This window comes from uncultured Proteiniphilum sp. (assembly GCF_937873925.1).
Classification (GTDB): Bacteria; Bacteroidota; Bacteroidia; order Bacteroidales; family Dysgonomonadaceae; genus Proteiniphilum.
Map to the genome: position 1 here is coordinate 1 of NZ_CALNAT010000238.1, position 21720 is coordinate 21720.

The window sequence follows — 21720 nt, forward strand, 5'->3', positions numbered from 1 at the left end:
ATACAATGTCCCCGGAAAAGCCGCTTTAACCCTTGAATTCAGGAACAAGGTGCTGCAAAGCAAAGAGGTAGACGTAATCCAATACGGCACCCAGGATGTACTGGCAAGGAGAATGTTCGATAATGCGAAACAACCGGTCAAAGTATATTTTTATCCGGAACTGGGTGCTATCAGGCAGGTCATTCAGTAAAGATATATGAAGGTGATAATTTGAGTTTAGAACTTATATATAAGAAATGAAGAATAAGTCTTTACTCCTGGCTCTTGCTCTTTAATCTAAAAAATTAATCCTATGCGAATCAAAACTAATTTTCCCATCCTTCTCTTTTTAACAGGAGTCGTGATGATCTCGTGTAAAGAGAGAAGAGGAACACAATCGATGAAAATCGAATTCGACAGCATTGTGGTGGCACAACATATTCCGCTTTTGCAGGAAAACGATACCACCCTGCCTTATGCCGATGTAAATATTTCTTTTACTTACCCTGTGAAATTCCGGGATAGTGAAAGCCTGACGCGCTTACAACAAATATTCCAGGGTACATTCTTTGGCGACAGCGATTACGATTCCCTGTTTCCGCAGGAGGCAGCGGATCGATACATCAGGGAATATACAGAGCGATACCAGTCGTTGTCGAACTATTACTACGAAGACAAAGCGCGCATAGAAGGAAAGATGCCCTCGTGGTATTGGTATATTATGAACACCCGCAATAAAATCCTGTTCCAGAGTGATTCACTATTGAGTTATGCTGTCGAATACAGCGATTACGAAGGCGGCGCACACGGCTCCTATAGGATCACCTACACCAATATCGACTTGGACGGACTGGTTACCCTATCGGAAGAGGATTTGTTTCTGCCAGGTTATTATAAGCCGCTGACGGAGAAAATTATTGCGCAGTTGATGAAGAATTATGATGCAACTATACCTGATTCACTGCTTATGAGGGGATTCTTCACTCTTGAGGATATTGCCCCCAACAATAACTTCTGGCTCGACGGAGAAAGTATTCATTACTCTTATAACCAATACGAGATCGCTCCCTATGCTATGGGTGTTATCGACGTAACGGTGCCCTACTCCGAACTATCGGATATCTTGCTGCCGGATGGTATTATTTCAAGATATTTTCTGAAAAAATAAGAAAAAGGTCAAATTAAAAAACAGAGATCTGAAGGCGCGGTAGCGGCAGATCTCTGTTAGAGACTAATTGTTTTTAAATTCCAGGAAAAGGGTAATAAAGACATCTTTTCCAACACCCAGTCCTTCAGGGTCGTAGGCTATGTTGTAATCCAGGCGGTTGATCTTGTTTTTAGCGATAAACCCCACTACTTCCGATCCGTCCTTCCCCTTCACCACACCTCCATATACCACATCAAACGTTACATCTTTGGTAACATCCTTGATCTGTAACTTACCATGTAACTTGTACTTGTCATTTTCCACTTTCTCTATTCCCGTACTCTCGAACGACATGGTCGGAAACCGTTTCACCTCAAAAAAATCGGCGCTCCGTAGATGGTCGTCACGCATTTGTACGCTGGTATGGATGCTTTCCACATTTACATTGAAAAAGACCCTTGCCGATTCCAGGCTGCCGGGACTACCGATGATGGCGCCGTCGAATTTTTCAAACCGGCCCTGTACAAACGTGATCCCGTTATGCTTCACCTTAAAATTCACCGAAGCGTGCGCCGGATCCACTTTATAATTGGATTGCGCCATTAAACCGAAACAAGCGGTAAAAACGATTAAAAAAAGTGTTATTCTCTTCATACAGTTAATTTGTTATAGTAAAATACCAAAATATAAGCACCACGAGCCCACAAATTAAAAATTTCAATTAATAACTGGACCATTGGCACCTTATCTCATTGGCATATTAAATTAACATTCGGAAAGCAGCGATTGTTCAATCCTCTTCCTCATTGTACCGTATATTCATTAAAGCCAGGCTATTTCTTTTCAAAAAGAAAGCAGGCAAACTTACTCTCTGCTCATCCGGCTTAACGAAATAGTAGGCAGAATTGATGAAAAAGCAGTATCTTTGTACAACAAAAGCAACGGATTGGTTGTTACTAAAGCCGGAGGCTTTGCCTCCGGCAGAAACATGTCACAATGGCCAACGGCCTTGAAATACAAGAATTATGCAAGAATTAGATCAAGATCAAATATTAAACGACTTAACCACTCAGGATTACAAATTCGGCTTCACGACCGATGTGGAGACTGAAGTCATTGAGAAAGGGTTAAACGAGGATGTCATCCGGTTGATTTCGGCGAAAAAGGGAGAACCCGAGTGGTTGCTCGAATTCCGGTTAAAAGCCTATCGCCACTGGTTAACGATGGAAATGCCGGATTGGGCGCATCTGAAGATTCCTGAGATCGATTATCAGGAGATCATCTATTATGCCGATCCTACAAAAAAGAAAAGTCCGAAAAGCCTGGACGAGGTGGATCCGGAATTGTTGAAGACATTTGAGCGTTTGGGGATCCCTCTTGAAGAACAGAAGCAACTGACGGGGGTTGCGGTAGACGCCGTGATGGACAGCGTCTCCATCAAAACGACCTTCAAAGAGGTGCTCGCCGAAAAAGGGATTATCTTCTGTTCTTTCAGTGAAGCGGTGAGACATCATCCCGATCTGGTAAAAAAATACCTAGGAACAGTCGTTCCCTATAAGGATAATTATTATGCAGCATTGAACTCGGCGGTATTCAGCGACGGTTCATTCGTATATATCCCGGAAGGGGTGCGCTGCCCGATGGAACTTTCTACTTACTTCCGTATCAACACGGCCAACACCGGCCAGTTTGAACGTACGCTCATCATAGGTGACAACAATTCTTATGTGAGTTATCTCGAGGGATGCACTGCTCCCATGCGCGACGAGAACCAGTTGCATGCGGCCATCGTGGAGATCATCGCCCTCGATCATGCCGAAGTGAAATACTCTACCGTACAGAACTGGTATCCGGGAGATAAAAACGGCAAGGGCGGCGTATATAACTTCGTGACTAAACGAGGCATCTGTAAAGGGGTTCACTCCAAGATCTCCTGGACACAGGTAGAAACCGGCTCGGCTATCACATGGAAATACCCTTCCTGTATTCTGGCAGGCGATAACTCTGTGGGAGAGTTTTATTCGGTAGCGGTCACCAACAATTTTCAACAGGCCGACACCGGCACCAAGATGATCCATATAGGAAAGAATACCCGCAGCCGTATCGTCTCCAAAGGAATCTCCGCAGGTAATAGCCAAAACAGTTACCGGGGTCTGGTGAAGGTGACCCAGAAAGCGGAAAACGCGCGTAACCACTCGCAATGCGACAGTTTGTTGCTAACCGACCATTGCGGGGCACACACCTTCCCCTACACCGATATTCAGAATCCTACGGCAATACTTGAACATGAGGCTACAACCTCCAAGATCAGTGAAGACCAGATCTTCTACTGCAACCAGCGCGGACTGGGAGAAGAGGAAGCCATCGGACTGATCGTGAACGGATACGTAAAGGAAGTAGTGAATAAACTGCCGATGGAATTTGCCGTAGAGGCGCAAAAATTGCTTCAGATCAGCCTGGAAGGAAGCGTGGGATAACTTTGGTTCTTTCCGATCCTATCCCCCTACCAATTGATCGGCTCCCTGTGGTGAGCTGAGAGGTATTCGTTGGCTCTGCTAAAATGCCTGCTCCCAAAGAATCCTCTGTGGGCAGATAATGGCGAAGGATGTGGTGATTTAAGAACAAGGTGCCTGTTCGCATCAATGGTTTCCCCTTTTCGCTGAGCATAGGCGCCCCAAAGAATAAAAACCAGATGCTCGCGCTCTTCGGCGAGACGCCTGATGGCCGCATCGGTAAACTCTTCCCACCCTTTTCCCTGGTGTGAGCCGGCACGATGCGCCTGCACCGTCAGGGTGGCATTCAGCAGGAGCACTCCCTGCTCCGCCCAGCGTGTCAGATTTCCCGAACGGGGCGCAGGTATCCCAAGATCATCCTCTATCTCCTTATAGATATTAACCAATGAGGGCGGTAGCTGTACCCCGTCATTCACCGAAAAGCATAATCCGTGCGCCTGCCCCGGTTCATGATAGGGATCCTGTCCCACTATCACCACTTTCACTTTATCGAAAGGGCAACGGTCAAATGCATTAAAAATCAGTTTGGCCGGTGGATAGATGGTCCTGGCGGCATACTCTTTCCGTACGAAATCGGTCAATATCCTGAAATAAGGCTTTTCAAATTCTTGCTGCAGATGTACCTTCCAGCTTTCCTCTATTTTTATGTCCATACTTTATTTGTATAAATGAAACCTCTAAAGTACAAAAAAAATTAAAAGTAAAAAAGAGAAAAGTGTCCGCAGTCCAATGAGAAAAAATTATCCGGAATGTCGTCAAATGAGAAAAACACCCTGTCTCCTGGCTTCATCCTTCATTTCATGCGGCCAGAGACTGGCCTGAATCTCCCCGATATGTGCTTTGCGGAGATAATACATACAGAGTCGCGATTGTCCGATCCCGCCGCCGATGGAGAGCGGCAATTCTCCACTCATCAATCGTTGATGAAAATAGAGGGATAGCCGGTCTCCCTTGCCGCATAGCTCCAGTTGCCGCTTCAAGGCTGCCGGATCTACCCGGATACCCATGGAGGACAGTTCCACCGACTTCTTCAAAACCGGATTCCAGACCAGCAGATCGCCGTTCAGCCCCAGATAGCCGTCTGCATTCGGCGTACTCCAATCATCATAATCAGGAGCACGCCCGTCATGCGGTTCCCCATCGGACAACGGCGCACCTATCCCTATCACAAAAACAGCGCCGTACTCCTGTGTCACCACATCTTCTCTCTGTTTCACATCCATACGGGGGTATTTCTGTAACAGCTCTTCGGAATGGATAAATGATATTTCGCAGGGAAGTTGGGGCTTAATAGCAGGGAAGAGCTCATAGACAAGGTATTCGGTACGGAGCATAGCTGCATAGATCCGTCGGACAACTTGTTTCAGGAACTCTATCGTCCGGTCTTTCTCCCTGATGACCAACTCCCAATCCCATTGATCCACATAGAGCGAATGAAGGTTGTCCAGCTCTTCATCGGCACGGATAGCATTCATGTCGGTGTAGATGCCGAATCCCTCCTCTATCTCGTAATCGGCAAGCGTCAGCCGTTTCCATTTGGCCAGCGAGTGCACTATCTCCGCATTCCGGTCACCCATATCCTTGATAGGGAACCGCACCGGCCGCTCTACGCCGTTAAGGTCGTCATTAATACCTGTTCCGCTCTCCACAAAGAGAGGCGCGGTGACACGGCGGAGGCGCAACTCCGAAGAGAGATTGGCCTGAAAAAAGTCTTTGATACTCTTAATTCCCAGTTCCGTCTGCTTCAGGTTCAGAAGCGGCGTGTAACCGGCAGGGATCTGCAGTTTTGACATATCTCTTTTGTATGATTTATTGAACTTTTTGTCGGTTTTCATCTAAATACCGATTTTGAACCTACAAAGGTAGGATTTTTATTCATTTTGTCAAATAAAAACCGGCAGAAAACAGCATTATGACAGATTTAAGGTGAAAATAAAAACAATTATTACAGAAATTATCTACTTGACAATCATTTTCCCTACCAGATCATTCACGGAAGCGAGATGATGCCGGTCCAGATAATCGTTGATACCATCCACAATTTTCACCGAGGCCGCCGGATCGATAAAGTTGTAAGTACCTACCTGTACCGCCGTAGCGCCCGCCAGGATGAACTCTATAGCATCCTGCCAGTTACAGATCCCTCCCATTCCGATAAGGGGGATTTTCACTGAATGGAATACTTCCCATACCATACGTATGGCAATCGGCTTGATACAGGGGCCTGAGAGTCCGCCGGTAATAGTGGAAAGCTTCGGTGTCCTGCTCTCCACATCGATGGCCATTCCCAGGAATGTATTGACAAGAGATACGGCATCTGCTCCCTCGTCTTCTACGGCCCGGGCAATTTCAGTGATATCGGTCACATTGGGGGATAATTTCACGATCAGTGTTTTGGGGAAGGCTTTTCGCACTTCCCTGGTAACCTGTGCTGCCGATTGGCAGGAAGTACCGAATGCCATCCCGCCCTCTTTCACGTTGGGGCAGGAAATGTTCAGCTCTATGGCCGGCATTTTGTCAAGATCCGCCAGCTTCTCTGCGCAGGCCACATAATCTTCGACGGTAGAACCCGATACGTTCACTATCATATGGGTGTCGTATTCCTTAATGACCGGATAAAGATGCTCCACGAAATAGTTTACCCCTTTGTTCTGCAGGCCTACCGAATTGAGCATGCCCGAAGGCGTTTCGGCCATCCTGGGGTAATTGTTCCCCTGACGCGGTTCCAGAGTAGTCCCTTTCACAAAGATTCCCCCCAGGCGTCCTAAATCGATAAAATCGGTATATTCCGTCCCGTATCCGAATGTGCCCGAAGCGGTCATCACCGGGTTCTTCAGTTTCAGATTTCCTATATGTACTTCTAATCGAGCCATGTGAGTTGATTGATGTTAAAAACAGGTCCTTCGGTACAGGCACAGACATTCCCTCTGATTGTTTTTTCAATACAGCAGAGGCAGGCGCCGAAACCGCATGCCATCAGGTTTTCGAGTGAAGCCTCGCATTCAATTCCATGATCGCGGGCATATTTTGCTACGGCCAGCATCATCGGTTTCGGGCCGCAGGTGTAAATAAAATCATATTTTTTTTCTTTGAGCACGGAGTGATGGGTTACAAACCCTTTCTCGCCCAACGAACCGTCTTCGGTAGTGCAATAGAGCGTTCCGTACCGTTCAAAATCGGCCCGTTGCAGGATATCTTTTCCGGAGCGTCCCCCCAGCAGGAATTCGGATTCCATACCGTTCTGTTTTATTTTCTTACCGAGGAAAAGCAACGGGGCAGTTCCTACTCCTCCGCCGATAAGCAGAAATTTTCCCTTTCTGTCGGGTAGGGAAAATGAGTTTCCCAAAGGGTAGATCAGATTCATAGTCCCGCCTGCCGGGAGGCCGCATATCTTCTCCGTACCTTCCCCTATTCTTTGGATCAGAAGCCAGAGCTCATTCTTCTCGCGGTCGACAAAATTGACGGATATGGGTCTTCTTAAAAAAACATGGGGTGAATTATCGACCAGGATCTGCACAAATTGTCCGGGACGTATCTCCGGCAATACTTCGCTGTTTGCGGGCGCCACCTTTATAAGATGATTCTGATCGTTCAGTGCTTCGTTGGAGCGGACGGTGAAATCGAGTACTTGCATGTAAATTGTTTAATCCTTTCCCTACTGTATAAAACTTACAGTAATCCTTTCTGTTGATATGACGGATCCGGACACCCGTTTTTATCGGGACCGCATTTTTTATAGAATACAAAAATACATCTTAATTTTTATTCCGGCAATGAACAGAGGTAAATTGGCCGATAGAAAAAGTAAAGGGGAAACTGTGAACTGACCCCCAAAAGTTTTTTGTCTAACTTTTGGGGGTCACTACACTTTTGCTCCCTCTCTTTTTGGTATCCGTACAAACGGACTACTCCTTTTCGGGAACTATCCAGAGAAAAACAGACTTGCCTTCCACTGAAATTTGTTTGTCGGGCTTCCAGTCACCCATAGCGAAAGCGTGAGAGACCACACGGCTGCCAGGTTTCATCTCCGACAGTATCTTCGGCATCAGTTTCAGATTCACGTCCGGGAGAAGATAAAGCGTCAGTACGGTGGCCTTACTAAAGTCGAAATCAAAAAGATCGCCTTCATAAAACGTCACTTTGTCTTCCACTTTCGCCTCCCTGGCGTTCTCATTAGCCTCTTTGATCCTTTCCGGATTGAGGTCTACCCCTATTCCGGTGGCTCCGTATTTCTTCGCCGCAGTGATCACGATCCGGCCATCCCCGCATCCCAGGTCATAAACCACATCCCCTTTGCCCACATTGGCAAGGTCCAGCATACCCTCTACCACTTTCTGGGGTGTGGGTACGTAAGGTACATCCAGTTCTATTTGCTGTGCATGTAATTGTAGAACTCCGCACAGGAATAGCAAAGTAAAAAGATAATTGATCGGTTTCATTGGTTCTGTAATTTTAAAAGTAATTAAGTTCATTAAAATCAGACTTTTTGAATTTCGTTTCCCTATTCCGGTCCATCCGGACCTTCTTTTATCTGATTTTACCGGTTTATTCTCCCATCTTACTGTAATAAACAAATTTGTCCGGCTTCCGGTTCTATATTTCCTCCTGTAAGATGGAATTTCTGCATCCTTTATTTTCCCTGAAGAATGAAACTCCCCAGCCGGCCAGTAACAAGGCCATTCCCACCAGGGCACCCGTTCCGGTGACGGAAAGGCTGGAATAGAGCATATAAGCGCAAAAACCGACGAACAAAAGAGGTATAACCGGATATAACGGTACTTTAAAAGGGCGCGGAACGGTCGGTTTCTTTATCCTCAGCACAAACAGGCTGATTCCGGTGCAAAGGAAGAAAAACCAGAAGACAGGGGCGGTAAAATCGACCATGGCTTCAAAACCGTTGCGGGTAAATGCGCCGAAAACGATCAGCACAACAGCGATTATTCCCTGCAATATCAGTGAATTGACAGGCGATGATTTTGCTGCATTCCACTTCCCCAGAAATGCAAGGGGAGAGAAATCCTTTCCCAGGGCATAGTTAGTCCTTGCTCCCGTAAAGATGGTCGTATTGAGGGAAGTAAGAGCGGAAAGAGAGACCAGGAGACCGATAAGGATCACTCCCTTTCTTCCCAGGGTAGCCCGCATTATATCGACGCCAACCGCCTCCGATCCGGCCATTCCGTTTAATCCCAGTACATTCAGGAAGGCCAGGTTCATCAACAGATAGATCATTGTAATAATCAGAATACTGACAATCAGAACCAGCGCTATCCTCCGGCTACCGGCCTTTAATTCCGAGGAAATGTATGCAGCTTCATTCCAGCCTCCGAACGTCAATAATACAAAGATAAGCGCGAGGCTGACTGAAGCATTCGGAGAAAGGCCGCCGGCCATAGCCTGTTCTGTCGCCGGAATCTCCACGGATGGCTCTACCAGGAATCCCGTCAGGACGATGATCAGTATCCCGGCAAATTGTAATGCTGTCAATATTTTCTGAACCCCCGTCCCAAAACGGATCCCCAGCACATTGACCAATGTAAGGAAGATCACAATGCCTGCGGCATAAAAAGAAGAAGCATAGGTTCCCCATGGAAGGATCTCAGCCAGATAATCACCTGCGATGTAGGCTAACAGGGCAATGGATCCGGTTTGCGTAACCGTGATACGGGCCCAGGCAAACAGAAAGGAGAACCTTTTTCCGAAGGCGATTTTCAGGAAGTGATAATCGCCACCGGCATTCGGGAAAGTAGAGCTCAGTTCGGAATAGCAAAGGGCACCGGTCAGAGAGATCACTCCTCCCAATATCCATACTCCCATAAACCAATATTCGCCAGGGGAGTTTGCTGCGACAACCGAAGGGGTTCGGAAAATTCCTGCACCGATCACAATTCCTACGATAAGGACTATCGCATCGATCAGCCGCAACGCCGGCGCAGGCGCTGCAAGATCCGTCTCGGGGCAGTCAGCAGGGATATATTCGCCGGCAGTAGCCGCGGGAAGCGTATGTGGAGCATTTTCTTTCATCGGGCAACAGATTATAGCATGTCCGGTGTATGAGAAAGTCGGAAATATACCGAATGTATAAATACCGAAAAATCAAAGATAGGAATCTTCGCAGCAATAAAGCATACTCTTTTTAAATGTTTAACATTTTCAGGGGTGCCCCGAATATCTCGAAAGTATTGTCATTATAATAAACAATTATCTGGGTTATTTTTCTGTCAATAGTTTTCGCAGGATCAACAAGCTTATTATCTGGTAATTGATGGTCATTATTTGCTTGTTTAGATCCCGTTTCTCTCGGTTTTTCACTTGTTTCCGGCACTTTGGCCGGATCCGGCTCAGTCTGATTGAATAAATCGGGTTCTCCGGAAAGAGAGATACCACGGAATCCTTCTTTATACATATTACCGATACCGTTAATCAGCCATTCGGTATTGATATAATTCATTTCACTCAGGATCTTCGTGACCACATCCAAGCTCGGATTATTTCTGCCATTCAGGATGTGGGAAATAATGGCCCTGTTGATCTGTAACCTGTCCGCAAACTTCGCAGGAGTCAGGTTCTCTTTTTCCATGATAAGTTTAATACGATCCTTCATATAATTATCTTTTAGCCGTTATTTATTGAGCGCGGACAATCTGTTTTTTTACAAAAGTAACGATACAAATGTATAATAAATCATTCACAAATGAAAATAGATTTAAGATATAAATGTAAATTACAAATGTTTATGGACTGATTTACATTTATACCAACTTCTCAAAGTAGAATTAATAAGACTTATTTCAACATTAAATTAATTATTTATTTTATTTCAGTAAATAACTCATTACACAGTATATATGTACATAAAACACCTTATTTTTAACATAAATAAAAAAGAAAACAGATACCTATAGATAAAATCTGTTTTTAAAGTTTATAAAATGAATATAATTACTTTATTTATAGTATTATACTATACAATGTATAATCAATATATAAAGTGTTAATCCCGAAAATATAGAAATGTTACTCAAGGACTTCTCCTGAGAAGAAGATGCGATAACAAATGTTTCGCACCCTGTTATTTACTTTTGTGTCATCTCCATACCTGACAGTAATGCACATTTGTTCGTTAAATAATATTATTTTCTGAATTTACATATCTGTTTTTTGCGAGAATCGCATAAATCCGGACAAGTCTGCGAAGACAGCAGAACAGGCTACTCCAGGCGACTTAAGAACTAATGCATCCAATTGAGGAGTAGCCTGTTTCCCTCATTTTTCTTATATAAGAATTTTAAGCGTAAAAAAACAGAGAATGGAATGAACTGTTTGTTCTCTATTTCTGTTTTACAGAATGAACTATTTCGTTAAGCTAAATGAGCAGAGTCCAAACTTGTTTGGATATGCCATAGCGAGAATTAACAATCGAGGAGCAAGTGACTCAAATAGTCTAATTTTAATGAACATTTAAAAACAGATTGAATATGCAATTACTTTCTATAAGACTTTGGGCTATATTATTGTTTGTCTCTGCGGCGATACAATGTACCGGCCAGGGCAGCCAAGATCAAAAAAGCCGGCAGACAACAGAAAGTACGGAAAATTACCGGAATATGGAAGGAAAAAAGAAATTACATGATTTCACCGTGAAGGATATCGACGGGAATGACTTCAGCCTGGCCTCCCTGAAAGGGAAAAAAGTGCTGGTTGTAAATGTAGCATCAAAATGCGGATTGACACCCCAATATGAACAATTGCAGGAGCTTTATGAAAAATACCGGCACCTGAACTTCGAGATCATCGGCTTTCCTGCCAATAATTTTATGAATCAGGAACCGGGCTCAAACTTGGAGATTAAAGAGTTTTGTACCGCTAATTATGGGGTGACCTTTCCTATGATGGAAAAGATCAGTGTGAAAGGAGATGACCAGGATCCTTTGTATCAATGGCTCACACAAAAATCGGAGAATGGAAGGATAGATCAGGAGGTAACCTGGAATTTCCAGAAGTACCTGGTCGATGAAGAAGGACACCTCGTAGATGTAGTGATGCCCAAAGAGAGTCCCATGAGCGAGAAGATCGTGAACTGGATCACCGGAAAATAGGTATCTTTTTGTATTTGTGACATTTCTTTTGATCGACGGAGATCAGTGCATGATCCTGTAAACCAGTTCTTTTAAAAGATCGCCCTGCGATGCCGACACATTGTCTACTCCTTTCGACCGGGCATCAAATGTTCTCAGGTCGGAAATGATCTCCATCACTTTGGGGGCGCTATAATTTTGTAGTCCTGTCATATAATCGCGAACAAAATAGGCAGATCTCATATTCAGTGTATTCATGATGCTCTGCTCATCTTTACGCGGCAACCAGAAGCATTCCAGTAAATTACCGAAATAGTTGAACAGAACGGCCACAGTAGCCATCATGGGATTCTCCTTCGGATTCTTGTCAAAATAGTCTACAATCCGGTTGGCCGCCACGATATTTTTCGTGATAATGGCTTTCTGCAATTCAAAATTATTATAATCCTTACTGATTCCCACATTCTTTTCGATCAGTTCCGAGGTAATACGCCGGTGGCCTTCCGGAAGCGAAATCTCCAACTTCTGAAGTTGGGGAATCAGTTTGCTGATATCGTTTCCCACAAAATCTGTCAGCATCTGTGCCGATTTTTCATCGATAGCACTCCCTCTCTCCTTCAGCCAGGATTGGATAAAAGCAGGTATCTGGTTTTCATACAGCTTCCTGGATTCGAATATTTCTCCTGTTTTCTGGATGCTTCTCACCACTGCTTTCCGTTTGTCAACCGTACCGTGCTTATAATTGATCACCAGGATAGTGGAAGGCATCGGGTTCTTTGCGTACAAATCAAGGAGTTCGAACCGATCGAGGTTCTGTGCCTCTTTCACAAGGATGAGCTGATACTCCGCCATCATCGGAAAACGACGTGCAGAGGCGATGATGAGATTTACATCGGCATCCACCCCGTAAAAAGTAAGCATGTTAAAATCCTTTTCCGTTTCCGTGAGGACGGTATCGGAAAGAAGCTCCGTCAATACATCTATGAAATAGGATTCATCGCCCATAAAGAGATAGACCGGTTTGAAGCGACGGTGCAGGATATCATCGCGGATAGCATTGAAAGATGATTGTGTGGAGGCAGCCATTTTGTTGATGTGATAATTAGGTAATTTACCGATGTAATGATTGGTTAGCGGGATCAATATGCCAATATAACAAATGAATGAATGGATTGCAGGAGAATATATATTGACAAAAGTATCCGGATTACCAGTCGAATCGCAAATGTTTGATGGTGGAGCCTTTGTTCATGATGGATGAAAGTGATTTGATACCGATTTTCACATGCTCTTCTACAAAATTTTCTGTGATATGCCGATCGCTCTTCTCCGTTTTCACACCGGTGGAGATCAGGGGCTGGTCAGACACTAACAGCAGCGCTCCGGTAGAGATATGATTGGCAAATCCGCAGGTGAAGAGAGTAGCTGTCTCCATATCCACCGCCATAGCGCGTATCTGTCTCAGGTAATTCTTGAATTCATCGTCGTATTCCCATACACGGCGGTTGGTGGTATAGACGGTACCGGTCCAGTAATCACGGTTAAAATCGCGCACGTTGGAAGAAACCGCCCTCAAGAGGCTGAATGCCGGTAAAGAAGGCACTTCAGGCGGGAAATAGTCGTTCGACGTACCCTCACCGCGGATAGCTGCAATGGGCAGAATATAATCCCCCAGCTCGCTCCTCGATTTCAACCCGCCGCATTTACCCAGGAAGAGCACCGCAGTAGGCGTTACCGCGCTCAGCAGATCCATAATGGTCGCGGCATTGGCACTCCCCATTCCAAAGTTGATAATAGTGATGCCATCGGCAGAGGCATTGGGCATATTGGCATCCAAACCGACTATGGGTGTATTGAAATGATTGGCAAAAATTTCGACATACTTCTGAAAATTGGTCAGCAGGACAAACTTCGTGAATTCAGCAAGTGGCCTTTTTGTATATCTGGGAAGCCAATTCTCCACAATTTCCTGTTTTGTTCTCATATAAAAGAGGTAATTTTGCACAGGGTAAACCACTGTTCTGCTAACAAAGATACAAATGTGCGATTTAAATTTACCATCTTTCGATACAAAAATCCGTAAAAAAGGCGACGGAGTGGAGATCTTCGACCCCCTGCGGAGAAAATATGTGAGGCTCACTCCTGAGGAATGGGTACGTCAGCATTTTGTCCATTATCTTATTTCTGAAAAAAGTTTTCCCGCCTCGCTTATAGCCAACGAAACGGGCATCAAGCTGAATTCGCTTGCCCGCAGGTGCGACACGGTGGTGTATAACCGGCAGCTTGAACCCGTGATGATCGTGGAATATAAAAGTCCGGACGTAATCATTACACAGCAGGTATTCGATCAGGTCACCCGGTACAACAGCGTACTGAAAGTTCCTTATATTGTTGTTTCCAACGGGATGAAACACCATTGCTGCAGGATCGATTACGAACGGCAATCCTACCGTTACCTCATTGAAATTCCCGCCTATAACGAATTGGAATCGATTGATTGATTTACTGATTCCTCATCAGGAACTCCACACTCTATGAGATAGTAAATCAGCATATCAGTTAATAGCTCTCTTCCGCCGAGGGGAAATCGGACGATTTAACGTCGTGTATGTATTGCTGAACAGCCGACGTGATCTCGTCGAAGAGGTTGGCGTATCTGCGCAGGAAACGGGGTGAAAAGCCTTTATTGAGCCCCAGCATATCGTGCATCACCAGCACCTGACCGTCCACGTGCGGCCCTGCACCAATCCCTATGATCGGGATAGTCAATTCTGCCGTCACTTTCCCTGCCAGCGCTGCCGGAATTTTTTCCAACACGATGGAACAGCATCCTGCTTCCTGCAATAGCCGGGCATCCTCCATCAGTTTTTCCGCTTCCTCCTTTTCCTCTGCACGTACAGCGTATGTTCCGTACTTGTTGATCGATTGCGGCATCAGTCCCAGATGTCCCATTACGGGGATACCGGCATTCAGGAGAGCCCCTACTGATTCGAGAATCTCTTTTCCTCCTTCCAGCTTAAGGCAATCAGCCTGCGTTTCCTTCATAATTTTCACTGCATTGGCTACTGCGTCATAAGGATTTCCCTGATAACTGCCGAAGGGCATGTCTATCACCACCATCGCCCGCTTTACCCCGTTCATCACCGATTTGCCGTGATAGATCATCTGATCCACCGTCATCGGGAGCGTGGTACTGTTTCCCGCCATCACATTGGAAGCCGAATCTCCCACAAGGATCACATCCATACCCGCCTGATCTATGGCCAATGCCATGGAATAATCATAGGCGGTGAGCATCGATATTTTTTCGCCCTGCTGCTTCATCTCCCGCAAACGGTGCGTGGTCACTTTTTTCTGGTTACCGGTAGAAAGATATCCTCTTTTATTTTCTGACATCTGTTTTATAGCTTTAATAATTTTGATATTATTGTTCTGTATCGCAAAGGTAGTGCTTTTACAGATTCCCTCAAACACAAAAAAGCCGGGAATTGAATTGTCCCGGCCTCTCATGACAGAAATTTTGATTACTTAAAACCTATATCCTAAAGTGAGCAATCCTCTGACGGAATTGTTTTTCAGGGAAAAGGGAGTCGCGTCTATGTCGAGTACATCATCGACATAGTAATTGGGAAAAGGATAGAGATCGTCTTTTTGGGTTTTATAGACAATCGCCAGATCGAGATAGAAATTCCTGTTGAAACGGTATCCGACCCCTCCGGTAAAGTAATTGGTGTCCCCTTCAATCCGGAAAATGCTGTTCGACCCTGCGATAACAGCATCACCGAATTTTACCAGATCGGCATCATAGGGATTTTGCATCCATGCATATCCCAGCCTGCCGGAGAATTGGGGTGTAAAACGGTATTCCATCCCTACTTTTACAGTCGATGTCAGCTTGTGATCTTCCGTAATATATTCGTTATCCTGATCATACCAGGAAGGATCATCCATGGAGTTGGAAGGAACCTTCAGTTTCATGTTACTGTAATCGACCACTTCATAATCCAGACTGGCGATAAAGTTGTTCCCCAATACAGTTGCCACACTCGCCACTATCTTTCCGGGTGTTTTCAAATCATAATTGTTGGTGAAAACTGCCGAGTAGGTCATATCTTCAGGATTATAATTGGGATCTGTTACAAAGGCTCCCATATCATCATCGAGTTGGGCCTCATAAGTTTCCGTCAGGGCATACCAGGTAGGCGTATGCCAGGCAAGACCGATCCGGAAAGCGTTCACCGGCCTGTAGATCGCCCCGAATTTAGCACCTACGCCTGCTCCGTTGACGGTCAACCAGTTGGTCAATGTATATTCGCCCTCGTCATCGAAATCTTCCAGATAATCGGAAGCAAGGTCATAGAAAATATCTTTGATAGAAAGCGACATACCGACATTCAATACATTGTTGATAGTCGTCCCCACCGTGAAGTCATAATTATCAATATAACCCTTTTCATAGGTACGGATCTCATTATAGGGTGTTGCACCGCGTGTATTTACAGGAGTATAACTCGCCCCGTCATTTGACGATCTTATAAGGTATGAATTATACCCTAGGACAGATAGCCAGGGTTGATCGAGAAACGGATCGGGAAGATTTTTCCCCAATTCCAGGTCTGAGGGTTTAATACCTGCACTTTCTCGGACCATATAATCGATCAGGGTATTGTTAGGGCTTCCCATCGCAAAAACCTCCTTATCGAACGATTTCAGCTTATTGTAAGAGAAACCGAAATTGATCAGCGGCATCACGTCGTTTCTCAACGGGAAATAACCTACAAATCCGATGTTATCCATATTAAAGCGGTTCTTATGGGCATCACTGCTCCCGACAACCGAAGCCTCGCGCGACAGATTCAGCGTACCCATCACTTCTGAACTGCGGTATACCGCTATGCCAGCGGGATTAACGGAGACACCGGTCAGGTCGCCTCCCAAAGCGCCGAAAGCTCCTCCCATAGACATGGCGCGGGCGGTACCGTGAAGATCTTCCCGTGAAAAGCGCAAAGCGTCGAGTTCACTTTGGGAAAACAAAGGTCCCGAAAGTATGAATAACGAAAAAAGGATATAAGAAATCTTCTTCATATGATTAAGCATTTAATTTTCATTTCATCCTGTTATCTGCGGCCACTGCTGGAGCGTCCGCTGCTACCGCTGCTACCACTGCTGCCGCCGGAACTACGCCCGCTGCTACTGCTCCCGCTGCTACTCCCGAAAGAGCCGGACGAGGAGGAACTGCTCCTGCTGGGCGTGGAATAGGTTGAAGAACTCCTGGTCGTCGAACTGCTTCTTGACGGAGTTGAATAGGTGTTGCTGTTCCGGCTGGGTGTCGTGCTTCTTTCGTAGGTAGAACTGCTTCTTGAAGGGGTGGTCGTCGTACTTCTTTCGTAGGTCCTCGATGAACTTCTTCCGCTGTTATATGCATCCGACGACCGGGTAGATTGGGTTGTCCGGTTGATCGAGCCTGCTCTCGAGGTGGTGGTCGAACGGTCGATCACCTGCCCGTTTCGGGAATCATACGCTCTGCCGGAGTTATCGATAATTCTGGTCCTGGGTGTAGTAGACGCACTTCTGCTGTTCACGGAAGAACTGCTCCTGCCGGAAACAGCGCTTCTGGTAGAAGTGGCACTTCTTTCTGAAACAGCGCTACGGCTACTGCTTCTTGATGCCCTGCCCGAAAGATTCGCCATGGAAGAGGTCTCCCTGTTAGCAGAGCTTCTTCTGTACATACCCGAACTTCTTCCTGAACGGTTATGGGTCAGGCTGCTGTAATAGCCGTCATAAAATCCGTGAGAGTAGCCGCCTCCCCAATATCCGCCGTAACCGTAATACCAGGGATCGTACCAACCGCCATAATACCAGGGAGAGTACCATCTGCTGTAATACCACGGGCTGTGCCAGCCGTACCAGCCGCCATAACCGTAGTACCAGGGGCTGTACCAGCCACCATAATACCATGGGTCATACCAGGGATAAAAGGAGCCCCATCCCATACCATAGTATATATTGGTGTTCCATCCCCGGTTGTTATAATTTTCATAGAGGTCATCCCCTACGTAGACAATCACCTCATCCGCACCGGTAATCTTGATACTCGATTCGGGATCATGGAACCGGACAATCCTGTCGGTATATGTATACTCTTCGTAATTATCCTGATCCTGTCCGTTCAAAGAATCATCCGTCAAGACGTTACCATCACCGCGACGATTATATTCGTCCACATCCCTGCCGTTGGCCGTCACCTCCATATTCGATGCATCACCCTGCACGATCACCACTTTTTTCTTTTGCGGTTCTTCGGCTTTTTTCTGAACCATTACAGGTTCTTTTTTGGCAGGATCGGCATAAATATCATCCCATTCCTGGGCGAAACCGAACAATGGTACCGCCATCAGCAAAACTGTAAGCAAGTTTTTTATAGTTTTCATCGTTTCTCCCTCTTATATTTGTTTGTAAATAATTCTATCTGTCACACTATGACTCAAAAACTCCCGAAAAGTTTAAAGGAACATTCACTAAAGTTAGACTCTTTTCCGCCATGGCCTATTCAATTAACTTAGTTGTTTTCTATATCTGACATAATTAAAACAAGTTTTACCTCCGCACTTGCTTATCGAAAACATTCCAAGCAATCTTGACTCTCCCCATTCAACTTAACGGAAATATTTTCTTTTCTTCCCTTAATCTACAAAAATAGTAAATGTTACACAATAAAGATGCAGACGGTAACAAAACGCTGCGCATGGTTAGGTTAAAAAAACAAAACCGGCGGCGGTAATCAGACCGATATCTCCAGTCCGTCATATGCCAGTAAAACGTGGGGCGGTAGTTCATTCTCCACTGCTGCATGCAAGCCTATTTCATGGCTCATATGGGTCAAATAAGCAATTTCCGGTTTTACCCGGTCTATTATTTTCAATGCCTGGTCCATTGTCTGATGTGAGATGTGCTCCGTTTTCCTGAGCGCACTGACGACCAGCGTATTTACACCGTCCAGTTTTTCCAGTTCTGTTTCCGCAATTGTTTTTATATCGGTCAGGTAAGCAAAATTCCGGATACGGAATCCCAGAATGGGTAACCGGTAATGCATCACCCGGACGGGCGTCACTTTCACCGTTCCTATCTGAAAGTCACGGTCGACGCTGATCCGCCTGACGGCAAGGTTGGGTACACCTCCGTAGGTATGTTCTCCAAAGCAATAGGGTAACCTCTCTTTGAGAACGTTTTCGAGGCGCTCCTCCATGTAGAGATCTACCGCCCCGAAAACGGAGAACGGCCGCAGATCATCTATACCTCCCACGTGGTCATAATGCTCATGAGTGAAGAGAATACCGTCAATTTTTTCGAATGGGAGGGATAACATCTGCTGTCGGAGATCGGGCGAGCAATCCATCATGAGCACTTTGTCGTCGATCTCAATCCTTACGGAAGCCCGGAGTCGTTTATCCCTCCTATCGCCAGAATTGCAGACTTCACATCTGCAACCGATTTGCGGCACACCGGTGGAAGTTCCCGTACCCAAAAATCTCACTTTCATACACTTACTGTCAAGAAAAAAGCCACCACATTCTCTGAAACGGGCGGCTTTCTGTTTATACATTATCAGAACAAAGCAGGAGGGGCTCCGGAGTCTGATAGGTGAAGATCAGTATTCTCTTTCCAAAATCCAAAGATCATTGAAAGGCACTCCATAAGTTCTTCTCAGATAATCGGTATTTCCCTTGGCTGAATAAGTCCGGTAGATCTCGTCACGCCTGGCTGCTGCCTGCGCTTTATCATCGTAGCTGGCAACAATCACACGGTACATACCTTGTTCATTCTGCGCCAGGATCACCTGATGTCCTTCATTCTCCATACGATTTTTCAATGACTCTGCGTTCAGCTTCACGCTCAGTGACGCGATCACTACGTTAAATCTCTTCAATCCCGCGGCATCGGTCGGGTAAACCGGCTCCACCTTCTCTTTCCTGACGGAGACCTCTACCGGAGGAAGGGAACTGGCATCTTTTACCACCGTGGTAGGCTGAGATGCAGTCTGTTGCATTTCTCTTTCTTTGGCTGCTTCATACACTTGTTTATAAGCGCTTTGTTTAGGTTTGCAGGATACCCCGATAAGCAGCAGGGTTATTAAAACCAATGCGTAATGGAATTTCTTCATGCCTGTTCAATATTTATTAAATTGTTCATTTACATTTACTGTATCAACTCATCATCCGTTTTCATTATCCTATAACGAAATCGTGCAGCAAAGATAATAAAGATGAGGTTGATTGTATCTTTGTGCATGTGAAAATAAATTAAAAAGGGGTATATGGCTAAAAAGCCTTCAACCGGATGGGTTGGGTGATGTCGGTGGTCTTCCCCGCCTCGAGGGTACTGATGAACACTGTGTCACGGTAGTTGGACCCGGGAGAGGCAACCACGTGTACCTCCCACTCTCCCTCCTTTAATCCGATAAACTGGAACGTCCCCGTATTGTCACCGAGGGTCTCTCTCTCGGGAAGGGTGAGAAGGGTATCTTCATCCTGTATAATTTTTACGAACGGACTGGCCCCTATCAACGGCGTCACAGAACCCCGCAATTTTCCGCCATAGGTCTCAGGGAAAGCCCTTGCCACCGGCTCCAGAAAATAACTGCCGTTCGATTCCCGGACGGAAAGGGCGGCATTCAAATCGATAATCATACTGGAGATAGTATTGATCCGTAGATCCATTTTCACAGCGTCAATAAATATGCCGTCCACCAATTCGTCGGGGATTTGCAGAGGGAAGGGCTTATCGGTATTGGTTACCAGCCGGTTGTCATTTCCAAGCACCAGTTTGATCCGCTGAAGCTCCCCACCGGCAGGAATATACTGATCGACCAACTGTACCGTTTTACCGTTCATCAGCTTCAATATGTCATAAGTCCTTCCCGAAAATTCGAGAGAAATCCACTCTCCTTCATTACTGACGGTGTCAACCAGAAAAACCTCTATCTCCCTGATATCGACATAAAGCTCCTTGATGACCGGGGAAGTAGCATCAGTCAGTTTGAGGCGGAAGCGTGAAGCATTCACGCTGGGATCGTCCCCCTCGCAAGCCTGCCATGAAAAAACAAGAACGGCGATGAACAGAATATATCGAAAAAGCCTGTTAAGCATACTGTAAATTTCTCTTTCAGGGTGTATGAGCTACAAAATTACATAATCCCGATCGCATCTGCCATAAAAAACAATTAATTTTCCTGAATTCAAAAAAAACAAATCGTTTTCATATCTGTTATATCGTTAAAGAACCAAGACTAATGGGACGAATATGCCAATGGGACGAATGTGATTAGGCAGAAAGGAGATTTCTTCTAATTTCTTAGTTCTTAGGTCTCAGTTCTTAGTTCTAAATTCAAATATAAAATCATCTTATGAAGAAAACGAACCCATTCCTCTTTTTTATTTCCTTCCTGATAGTTCTTTTCGCGACAGCGTGTAACCAACAACACAAAAAGAATAAAGGGAACAGTGTCTCCCCCTCCGCAACCGCGCGTCCGGGCACGTCGCAAAGTCAATCCGCCGAAAAGTTATATGAGCGACTGATGTCCTCTTTCGGCGACGATTGGATGGAAAGGGAGGCGGATCCCGACCTTTATCCCGAGTATTACGGCGGGTCCTTCGTCAATAATACCGGTACGTTCGTGGTTACGGTGACCCGTAACCGGGAGGAAAACAAAAGGGTGCTGGCAGATATCCTCGGTACGGACAATTTTAATGTGGAGACCGTACAATATTCCTACCGGCAGATGATGCTGGTGATGGACAGGATAGACGCCTTCCTGATGAACAATACTATTGCCGAAGATCACCCACTGATGACCCGTTTTGCCGGCGCCTATCCCGACGTGATGGAAAACCGTGTAAAGGTACTTCTTACGGAAATTGACGATGCAACCATCCGGCTTTTTCAGAAGGATATAACCAATTCTCCCCTGGTGGTCTTCGAACAGGGAGAGTTGCCTGTAGTGGAATAA

22 protein-coding genes are annotated in these 21720 nt (G+C 45.6%); 6 read left to right on the forward strand and 16 right to left on the reverse strand.

Annotation, left to right across the window (positions count from 1 at the left end; translation table 11 throughout):
- Together Q0502_RS16615 and Q0502_RS16620 are read left to right on the forward strand one after the other, a co-directional pair.
- Positions 1 to 190, forward strand: a 190-nt coding sequence (locus Q0502_RS16615; protein WP_298653253.1) for a DUF4831 family protein, incomplete at its 5' end; no start/stop codon positions are given.
- 102 nt (positions 191 to 292) lie between these two features.
- The gene (locus tag Q0502_RS16620) at positions 293 to 1147 is read left to right on the forward strand and encodes a DUF3298 and DUF4163 domain-containing protein (RefSeq protein WP_298653256.1); all 855 of its coding nucleotides are present in this window, start codon (positions 293 to 295) and stop codon (positions 1145 to 1147) included.
- A 63-nt stretch (positions 1148 to 1210) separates the two neighbouring features.
- Here Q0502_RS16620 and Q0502_RS16625 read toward each other — a convergent pair whose 3' ends face one another.
- On the reverse strand, positions 1211 to 1780 hold the full coding sequence (locus Q0502_RS16625) for a YceI family protein (RefSeq protein WP_298653258.1): 570 nt from the start codon (positions 1778 to 1780) through the stop codon (positions 1211 to 1213).
- A 371-nt stretch (positions 1781 to 2151) separates the two neighbouring features.
- On the opposite strand from Q0502_RS16625, the gene sufB reads away from it, so the two are divergent.
- Positions 2152 to 3603 (forward strand): Fe-S cluster assembly protein SufB, encoded by a 1452-nt coding sequence (gene sufB, locus Q0502_RS16630; RefSeq protein ID WP_298653261.1) that lies wholly within the window; start codon positions 2152 to 2154, stop codon positions 3601 to 3603.
- 26 nt (positions 3604 to 3629) lie between these two features.
- Here sufB and ung read toward each other — a convergent pair whose 3' ends face one another.
- The 7 genes from ung to Q0502_RS16665 form a co-directional block, all read right to left on the reverse strand.
- Positions 3630 to 4292: a uracil-DNA glycosylase gene (gene ung / locus Q0502_RS16635; protein ID WP_298653264.1), complete on the reverse strand. Its 663-nt coding sequence runs from the start codon at positions 4290 to 4292 to the stop codon at positions 3630 to 3632.
- Between the two features lie 102 nt (positions 4293 to 4394).
- Positions 4395 to 5432: an aspartate--ammonia ligase gene (asnA, locus tag Q0502_RS16640; RefSeq protein WP_298653330.1), complete on the reverse strand. Its 1038-nt coding sequence runs from the start codon at positions 5430 to 5432 to the stop codon at positions 4395 to 4397.
- A gap of 165 nt (positions 5433 to 5597) precedes the next feature.
- The gene (locus Q0502_RS16645) at positions 5598 to 6512 is read right to left on the reverse strand and encodes a dihydroorotate dehydrogenase (RefSeq protein ID WP_298653266.1); all 915 of its coding nucleotides are present in this window, start codon (positions 6510 to 6512) and stop codon (positions 5598 to 5600) included.
- Positions 6500 to 7273 (reverse strand): dihydroorotate dehydrogenase electron transfer subunit, encoded by a 774-nt coding sequence (locus Q0502_RS16650; RefSeq protein WP_298653269.1) that lies wholly within the window; start codon positions 7271 to 7273, stop codon positions 6500 to 6502. The genes Q0502_RS16645 and Q0502_RS16650 overlap by 13 nt, the downstream gene beginning before the upstream one ends.
- Positions 7274 to 7544: 271 nt before the next feature.
- Positions 7545 to 8078, reverse strand: coding sequence for a class I SAM-dependent methyltransferase (locus Q0502_RS16655; RefSeq protein WP_298653271.1), 534 nt, complete (start codon positions 8076 to 8078; stop codon positions 7545 to 7547).
- Between the two features lie 154 nt (positions 8079 to 8232).
- Entirely contained in the window at positions 8233 to 9660 is a 1428-nt protein-coding gene (locus tag Q0502_RS16660; RefSeq protein WP_298653274.1) for an amino acid permease, read from the reverse strand.
- 112 nt (positions 9661 to 9772) lie between these two features.
- The gene (locus tag Q0502_RS16665) at positions 9773 to 10240 is read right to left on the reverse strand and encodes a helix-turn-helix transcriptional regulator (RefSeq protein WP_298653277.1); all 468 of its coding nucleotides are present in this window, start codon (positions 10238 to 10240) and stop codon (positions 9773 to 9775) included.
- A 1003-nt stretch (positions 10241 to 11243) separates the two neighbouring features.
- Between Q0502_RS16665 and Q0502_RS16670 the strand changes: the two genes are divergently transcribed.
- Positions 11244 to 11735 carry a glutathione peroxidase gene (locus Q0502_RS16670; RefSeq protein ID WP_298653333.1) on the forward strand — a complete coding sequence of 164 codons (492 nt, stop codon included), beginning with the start codon at positions 11244 to 11246 and terminating at the stop codon, positions 11733 to 11735.
- A 42-nt stretch (positions 11736 to 11777) separates the two neighbouring features.
- Here the strand turns inward: Q0502_RS16670 and holA are convergent, their stop codons facing one another.
- Both holA and Q0502_RS16680 read right to left on the reverse strand, forming a co-directional pair.
- Entirely contained in the window at positions 11778 to 12800 is a 1023-nt protein-coding gene (gene holA, locus Q0502_RS16675) for a DNA polymerase III subunit delta (protein WP_298653280.1), read from the reverse strand.
- A 121-nt stretch (positions 12801 to 12921) separates the two neighbouring features.
- Positions 12922 to 13698, reverse strand: coding sequence for an AMP nucleosidase (locus tag Q0502_RS16680; RefSeq protein WP_298653283.1), 777 nt, complete (start codon positions 13696 to 13698; stop codon positions 12922 to 12924).
- A 55-nt stretch (positions 13699 to 13753) separates the two neighbouring features.
- Between Q0502_RS16680 and Q0502_RS16685 the strand changes: the two genes are divergently transcribed.
- Entirely contained in the window at positions 13754 to 14215 is a 462-nt protein-coding gene (locus tag Q0502_RS16685; protein ID WP_298653285.1) for a type I restriction enzyme HsdR N-terminal domain-containing protein, read from the forward strand.
- A 58-nt stretch (positions 14216 to 14273) separates the two neighbouring features.
- Here Q0502_RS16685 and panB read toward each other — a convergent pair whose 3' ends face one another.
- The 6 genes from panB to Q0502_RS16715 all read right to left on the reverse strand — a co-directional run bounded on the left by panB (position 14274) and on the right by Q0502_RS16715 (position 20860).
- Positions 14274 to 15110 (reverse strand): 3-methyl-2-oxobutanoate hydroxymethyltransferase, encoded by an 837-nt coding sequence (gene panB, locus Q0502_RS16690; RefSeq protein ID WP_298653288.1) that lies wholly within the window; start codon positions 15108 to 15110, stop codon positions 14274 to 14276.
- Positions 15111 to 15242: 132 nt separating this feature from the next.
- Positions 15243 to 16799: an outer membrane protein transport protein gene (locus tag Q0502_RS16695; protein WP_298653291.1), complete on the reverse strand. Its 1557-nt coding sequence runs from the start codon at positions 16797 to 16799 to the stop codon at positions 15243 to 15245.
- 32 nt (positions 16800 to 16831) lie between these two features.
- The gene (locus Q0502_RS16700; protein WP_298653292.1) at positions 16832 to 18145 is read right to left on the reverse strand and encodes a hypothetical protein; all 1314 of its coding nucleotides are present in this window, start codon (positions 18143 to 18145) and stop codon (positions 16832 to 16834) included.
- Between the two features lie 350 nt (positions 18146 to 18495).
- Positions 18496 to 19254 (reverse strand): MBL fold metallo-hydrolase, encoded by a 759-nt coding sequence (locus tag Q0502_RS16705; RefSeq protein ID WP_298653294.1) that lies wholly within the window; start codon positions 19252 to 19254, stop codon positions 18496 to 18498.
- Between the two features lie 108 nt (positions 19255 to 19362).
- Positions 19363 to 19875, reverse strand: coding sequence for an SPOR domain-containing protein (locus tag Q0502_RS16710; protein WP_298653297.1), 513 nt, complete (start codon positions 19873 to 19875; stop codon positions 19363 to 19365).
- 157 nt (positions 19876 to 20032) lie between these two features.
- Entirely contained in the window at positions 20033 to 20860 is an 828-nt protein-coding gene (locus Q0502_RS16715) for a DUF4382 domain-containing protein (protein WP_298653299.1), read from the reverse strand.
- A 257-nt stretch (positions 20861 to 21117) separates the two neighbouring features.
- On the opposite strand from Q0502_RS16715, the gene Q0502_RS16720 reads away from it, so the two are divergent.
- Positions 21118 to 21720, forward strand: a complete 603-nt coding sequence (locus tag Q0502_RS16720; protein ID WP_298653302.1) for a hypothetical protein — start codon at positions 21118 to 21120, stop codon at positions 21718 to 21720.

Bases quoted from the DNA above. Each gene is read 5' to 3' on its own strand.
- Q0502_RS16620 (WP_298653256.1), top strand. From the start codon at position 293: ATGCGAATCAAAACTAATTTTCCCATCCTTCTCTTTTTAACAGGAGTC.
- Q0502_RS16625 (WP_298653258.1), bottom strand. From the start codon at position 1,780: ATGAAGAGAATAACACTTTTTTTAATCGTTTTTACCGCTTGTTTCGGT.
- sufB (WP_298653261.1), top strand. From the start codon at position 2,152: ATGCAAGAATTAGATCAAGATCAAATATTAAACGACTTAACCACTCAG.
- ung (WP_298653264.1), bottom strand. From the start codon at position 4,292: ATGGACATAAAAATAGAGGAAAGCTGGAAGGTACATCTGCAGCAAGAA.
- asnA (WP_298653330.1), bottom strand. From the start codon at position 5,432: ATGTCAAAACTGCAGATCCCTGCCGGTTACACGCCGCTTCTGAACCTG.
- Q0502_RS16645 (WP_298653266.1), bottom strand. From the start codon at position 6,512: ATGGCTCGATTAGAAGTACATATAGGAAATCTGAAACTGAAGAACCCG.
- Q0502_RS16650 (WP_298653269.1), bottom strand. From the start codon at position 7,273: ATGCAAGTACTCGATTTCACCGTCCGCTCCAACGAAGCACTGAACGAT.
- Q0502_RS16655 (WP_298653271.1), bottom strand. From the start codon at position 8,078: ATGAAACCGATCAATTATCTTTTTACTTTGCTATTCCTGTGCGGAGTT.
- Q0502_RS16660 (WP_298653274.1), bottom strand. From the start codon at position 9,660: ATGAAAGAAAATGCTCCACATACGCTTCCCGCGGCTACTGCCGGCGAA.
- Q0502_RS16665 (WP_298653277.1), bottom strand. From the start codon at position 10,240: ATGAAGGATCGTATTAAACTTATCATGGAAAAAGAGAACCTGACTCCT.
- Q0502_RS16670 (WP_298653333.1), top strand. From the start codon at position 11,244: ATGGAAGGAAAAAAGAAATTACATGATTTCACCGTGAAGGATATCGAC.
- holA (WP_298653280.1), bottom strand. From the start codon at position 12,800: ATGGCTGCCTCCACACAATCATCTTTCAATGCTATCCGCGATGATATC.
- Q0502_RS16680 (WP_298653283.1), bottom strand. From the start codon at position 13,698: ATGAGAACAAAACAGGAAATTGTGGAGAATTGGCTTCCCAGATATACA.
- Q0502_RS16685 (WP_298653285.1), top strand. From the start codon at position 13,754: ATGTGCGATTTAAATTTACCATCTTTCGATACAAAAATCCGTAAAAAA.
- panB (WP_298653288.1), bottom strand. From the start codon at position 15,110: ATGTCAGAAAATAAAAGAGGATATCTTTCTACCGGTAACCAGAAAAAA.
- Q0502_RS16695 (WP_298653291.1), bottom strand. From the start codon at position 16,799: ATGAAGAAGATTTCTTATATCCTTTTTTCGTTATTCATACTTTCGGGA.
- Q0502_RS16700 (WP_298653292.1), bottom strand. From the start codon at position 18,145: ATGAAAACTATAAAAAACTTGCTTACAGTTTTGCTGATGGCGGTACCA.
- Q0502_RS16705 (WP_298653294.1), bottom strand. From the start codon at position 19,254: ATGAAAGTGAGATTTTTGGGTACGGGAACTTCCACCGGTGTGCCGCAA.
- Q0502_RS16710 (WP_298653297.1), bottom strand. From the start codon at position 19,875: ATGAAGAAATTCCATTACGCATTGGTTTTAATAACCCTGCTGCTTATC.
- Q0502_RS16715 (WP_298653299.1), bottom strand. From the start codon at position 20,860: ATGCTTAACAGGCTTTTTCGATATATTCTGTTCATCGCCGTTCTTGTT.
- Q0502_RS16720 (WP_298653302.1), top strand. From the start codon at position 21,118: ATGAAGAAAACGAACCCATTCCTCTTTTTTATTTCCTTCCTGATAGTT.